We start from the raw sequence: 4,659 nt of genomic DNA, 5'->3' as shown, positions 1-4,659 counted from the left end.
TTAAAATTTCTTTTCCATCTGTTTTACCAGTATTTAAAATAGGCAATTCTCCTCTTTCTGGTGTTATGTTGTTTGTAAGCTCTAGCTGATTTTGATATTTATCTTTTGAATTTTTAATCCAAACATTGGTGGCAAATTCTTCATCCCAAGAACTCATTCCCCATTTAAGATTGTGTACATTATTGTATCCATAAAGTCTTAATAAACTTGTAAAATAAGCTGCAGATTGACCAGAATAACATACAATAGTTATTTTATCAAATGTTTTTGGGTCAATGTCATTTTTGAAATAGTTAAGAAGTTCAGCAGCTTTCATATTTTTGGCATTTTTAATATGTCCATACTCAAACCAGCTTTCGCTTCTAATATCTAAAACAAGATATTTTTTGTTTTTAAGATTTTCTTTAATCTCATCTGCTAAAATTAAAGCAGGTGCTTCATTATTGATAAAGTTTCCATTAGTTTCTAAATATTGAACCAAAAGCTCAGTTTCAGAAATAGGATTGTTTACTTGATCTTGAGCTACAATTTTTTGATTGACAAAAAATGTAGCTGCTATAAAAAATAGCGCAAAGTATTTTATTGTGTTTTTCATGTTATAAGTAATTTAAATTAATTTAATGTTCTAATTGTTACATCAAAATTAAATATGGAGTGATTTTTTTTATATGATATTTATCATATTACATTTATACATAATTGTTCTTTACAGTAACAAAAGTTACATAATAAAATGCTGAAAATCAGATAATTACAATCGATTATTCATTTAATTTTTTAACCTTAAACTTATGAGGTATTAAAAGTAAATTTATGTTAAGTGAAAAGTGTTTTTAAAACGCTAATTATGAATAGTGAAGTATTAGTTTTCACAAAAAAGAAGTTGTTTTTAAACATAAAAACAACTTCTTTTTTGTGAAATTTAGTAATATTAGTTACAAAGAATTATAATTTTTATAACTGCTAAATGTAATTTTGTTATTCTGTAACAGGATAGTTTTTAATTTCTTTTTCGATAAAGCCATTCCAACCTTTTTCTATAAGTGTAGCATTCATATAACTATTAGCTCCATAAGCTAAGTTGGCAACATCATAACCAAGTACATTTAAGTAGGCAACTATATATGCGGAAGATTGCCCTGTCATACAGCTTACAAGTACTTTTTTGTTAATAGGTAATGTATATAAATTTTCTAATGAGGAAAGTGAAGATTTTGGTTGATATCTTATAGATCCTTTAATATGACCTAAGTTGTATTTATCTACGTTTACATAGTTAACTATAAAATAGTTATTAGTGTTTTTAAATACGGTATCAGCTTTCACGTAATATTCTTTATAAGGTTTTGTAAAAACCTCTTTTAAGCGCACGTTTAATATTTCCTTAGCAGTTTGTTTTCCTGTTTTTAAAGTTGGTAATTCACCTTTTATTGGCATTAAATTAGGGGATAACTCTAATTTGTCAGCATATGTATTTTTTGAATTTTTCAACCAAATATTTGTTGCAAATTCTTCAGCCCAAGAACTCATTCCCCATTTTAAGTTAAACACATTATTATACCCTGCGATTCTTAATAAACTTGTATAATATGCAGCTGATTGTCCAGAATAACAAACGATAGATATTTTATCAAAATTTTCAGGGTTTATTTCGTTTTCAAAATAGTTTAACAATTCTGAAGCTTTCACATTTTTAGCATTTTTAATATGACCGTATTCAAACCAACTCTCACTTCTAATATCAAGGACCAAATATTTGTCGTTTTTAAGATTCTCTTTAATTTCATTGGCTAAAATTAAGGCAGGAGCTTTTGTATTTGTGAAATCACCATTTGATTCTAAATATTTTACTACTAATTCAAATTCAGATAAAGGTTTTTCTATGTTTTGCTGTGCGTTACTATTGAAGCCATTTAGTAAAGAAATTGCTATAAATAGTACTGCTAAATATGATGTTATTTTTTTCATGATGTTATTTAATTTAATAATATTGTTACTACAAAATTAATAATTTGTCACATGTATTTATGTGACATTTGTCTTATAAATTGTTCAAATATAGTAACATTTGTTGCTGTTTTAATTCAAAAAAAAAGCTGTTTTAATAAAAAAACAGCTTCTTAGAAATCAAAAACTAAACTAACAACCACCTTCTGCAGGTGCTTTCTTTTTCTTCTTTACAACAACCGTTTTTTTACGTGGTTTTTTTACTACCACTTTTTGTTTTGATACTTTAGATGCTTTTTTAACGGATTCATCAATAAAGGCTTGTATGTTTGCAACAGATTTTTCAATTGCAATATCTTTTGAAATTAATTTATTTTCTATGTAGCTGTTTTCAATAGTTAGTATTTTTACATTGTTATAACCTAACTTATATAAAAGCATAAAAGGAGCATTTACTTCATTTGGATTTGTACCATATAAAATAGCAGTTTTACCTTTTTCTTTTATTTCTTTAAATAGCTCACTATTGGCTTCATTTAAAATTTCAGCAGTATATACATTTATAGCGTTTTCTAAATGCCCTTTTTCAAATTCGAATTGACTTCTAACATCAATTAAAACAAAGTCTGGATTATTTATGTCGGTTAATGAAATAAAGTAATCTGCAGTTGTTAATTTTTCAAGTGTAGCTATACTGTTAACCTTGTACAGATGCTTTGGTCTTTCATATGTTAAAACGGCAATAAATACAATTAATATAAAAAGCGTTGAAGCTATTGAAATCCTCTTGGTTTTTTCTAATTCTTTCATAAAGTGTTTTTTATAAAGTGTTTATAATTAACAACCACCTTCAGCCGGTGCTTTCTTTTTCTTTTTAACTGTAATTACCTTTTTTGGAATCACTTTTTTTACTTTTTTAGCCTTAAATTGCTCTGGATAAGCTACACCAAAATACATGCTTGCAGCTTTTCTGAAAGTAAATAATTCAAATGCTATTGCAGGCATATCTTCAGTAGGCTTCAAAGGGTTGATAATTGTATTGTACCACATATTTACACCGCCTTTTAAAACATGTAGATTTTTATAGTCTAATCTGTTGCATAAAATCCAAGCTTGATCTGCATGAAAATTATCGTTAGAAAATAAAACGATATTGAATTGATCTTGATTTAGATACATTTCAGAATCTTCATCTAATAGTTTTGCTAGAGGGATATTAATAGCATTTGGAAGTGTATATGTATTATAACTTTCCTCATCTCTAACATCAATTAATAAGTATGAAGGGTCTTGATTTACTAACTTATCAGCTAAATAATCTGTTGTAATATATCTCTCTGGGCTTATTACGTTACTCAATAATTGTTCTGGTTTTATACCTTCATGCTTTTCGTACTTTGGTAATAAAACGAGTCCACCGGCAAGTATAACTAGTATACCAGCAAGAGCCATATATCTAAAAGCTAAAACTTTTGCTACCTTTTTTTTAACCATTGTTGTGTTTTTAAATTAGTAAAATATTTTTTTGTTTCTTTTACGAATGATATCAGATATCACAAAAGAAATAATTGCAATAATGGTAAATATAAATATGAACCAATAAGGATTGATGCCTAGAGAATCAACTAAGGTAATATTACCTAAAAATGAGCCTTCATAAAGCGGCTGAAATAAGAAAAATAATTCAGAGAATATAAAAACTCCAATCATAATTCCAATAACATAAACAATAGCATCTATTTTACCAATTGCAACGGCGCATAAACTTGTACCTGGGCAAAAACCACCAGTTACAAAACCTAGCCCCATTATTACACCTCCAATTATTGCTCCCCATAAATATGTAGGGTGAACATACATTTGAGTAACATCAACATAGCCTAGGTAATCCATGTAATACATACCTATTAGTGCGACTAAAGCTGCGGTAAAAAATACTTTTAATACTGCAAAGTCATAGCCGTAAAATACTCCGGCAAGTTTTCTAGAAGATGAAAATCCAGAAGCTTCTAAAACAAATCCGAAAACAATACCAATTAAAATGGCAATTATACTATCCCATTCATGTGGAATTATACCGTTAGGAATTAATGGTCCCATATATTTTTATTTTTTTAATTAATTAAATCCAATTTTTTCTAAAGAAGTAAGCAAATGCGAATGCTGAACCAAAAATGGCTAACATTGTTATAAAACCACCTGTAGACAATACAGCCATACCACTTAATGCAGCACCACTTGTACATCCTCTAGCTATTTGAGCTCCTAAGCCAAATAAAATCCCACCACCTAATGCAAATATCAATCTTCTTTTTGGTGTAATTTTTGGAGAATGTTGTGTTCTCCAACCTATTCTTCCAGTTAAACCACCAGAAAGAAATGCACCAATTAATACACCTAAAGCTTCAAAAACAAGCCAAGTGTTCATAGGAGATTTATCTTCATTTATAAATTTACTATAATAAGCACTGCTTTCTGCATGACTAGGAGCAACGGCATCGACAATAGTTACTACACCACTTTTCATTGCTCCACTTGCGCCTAATCCTCTACCTGTTATATAGAAAGTAAATAAGATTAATATCCCAAGTAGAAATCCTCCAAAGTAAGGGTTCCAATAAACGTGTCTGTTTGTTTGATTATTTTTTTTCATAAATTACTTTTTAATAAAGGAAACGAGTTAATTGACCAGCTTCTACCATTACAAATCTA

General features: G+C 28.4%; 6 protein-coding genes. All 6 read right to left on the bottom strand.

Annotation, left to right across the window (positions count from 1 at the left end; all coding sequences use genetic code 11):
• Positions 1 to 595, bottom strand: a 595-nt coding sequence (locus tag GQ540_RS10025; RefSeq protein ID WP_291800601.1) for a rhodanese-like domain-containing protein, incomplete at its 3' end; no start/stop codon positions are given.
• Between the two features lie 383 nt (positions 596 to 978).
• Positions 979 to 1,968, bottom strand: coding sequence for a rhodanese-like domain-containing protein (locus GQ540_RS10020; RefSeq protein WP_291800600.1), 990 nt, complete (start codon positions 1,966 to 1,968; stop codon positions 979 to 981).
• Positions 1,969 to 2,139: 171 nt separating this feature from the next.
• Positions 2,140 to 2,757 carry a rhodanese-like domain-containing protein gene (locus GQ540_RS10015; RefSeq protein WP_291800598.1) on the bottom strand — a complete coding sequence of 206 codons (618 nt, stop codon included), beginning with the start codon at positions 2,755 to 2,757 and terminating at the stop codon, positions 2,140 to 2,142.
• A 27-nt stretch (positions 2,758 to 2,784) separates the two neighbouring features.
• Positions 2,785 to 3,441 carry a rhodanese-like domain-containing protein gene (locus tag GQ540_RS10010; RefSeq protein ID WP_291800596.1) on the bottom strand — a complete coding sequence of 219 codons (657 nt, stop codon included), beginning with the start codon at positions 3,439 to 3,441 and terminating at the stop codon, positions 2,785 to 2,787.
• Between the two features lie 15 nt (positions 3,442 to 3,456).
• On the bottom strand, positions 3,457 to 4,047 hold the full coding sequence (locus tag GQ540_RS10005) for a YeeE/YedE thiosulfate transporter family protein (RefSeq protein ID WP_291800594.1): 591 nt from the start codon (positions 4,045 to 4,047) through the stop codon (positions 3,457 to 3,459).
• 22 nt (positions 4,048 to 4,069) lie between these two features.
• On the bottom strand, positions 4,070 to 4,600 hold the full coding sequence (locus tag GQ540_RS10000) for a YeeE/YedE thiosulfate transporter family protein (protein ID WP_291800592.1): 531 nt from the start codon (positions 4,598 to 4,600) through the stop codon (positions 4,070 to 4,072).
• Between the last annotated feature and the right edge of the window lie 59 nt (positions 4,601 to 4,659).

This window comes from Lutibacter sp., assembly GCF_013139515.1.
Classification (GTDB): Bacteria; Bacteroidota; Bacteroidia; order Flavobacteriales; family Flavobacteriaceae; genus Lutibacter.
The sequence above is the reverse complement of the archived record's forward strand: the minus strand, read 5'-3'. Positions and strand labels throughout refer to the sequence as shown.

Bases quoted from the DNA above. Each gene is read 5' to 3' on its own strand.
- GQ540_RS10020 (WP_291800600.1), bottom strand. From the start codon at position 1,968: ATGAAAAAAATAACATCATATTTAGCAGTACTATTTATAGCAATTTCT.
- GQ540_RS10015 (WP_291800598.1), bottom strand. From the start codon at position 2,757: ATGAAAGAATTAGAAAAAACCAAGAGGATTTCAATAGCTTCAACGCTT.
- GQ540_RS10010 (WP_291800596.1), bottom strand. From the start codon at position 3,441: ATGGTTAAAAAAAAGGTAGCAAAAGTTTTAGCTTTTAGATATATGGCT.
- GQ540_RS10005 (WP_291800594.1), bottom strand. From the start codon at position 4,047: ATGGGACCATTAATTCCTAACGGTATAATTCCACATGAATGGGATAGT.
- GQ540_RS10000 (WP_291800592.1), bottom strand. From the start codon at position 4,600: ATGAAAAAAAATAATCAAACAAACAGACACGTTTATTGGAACCCTTAC.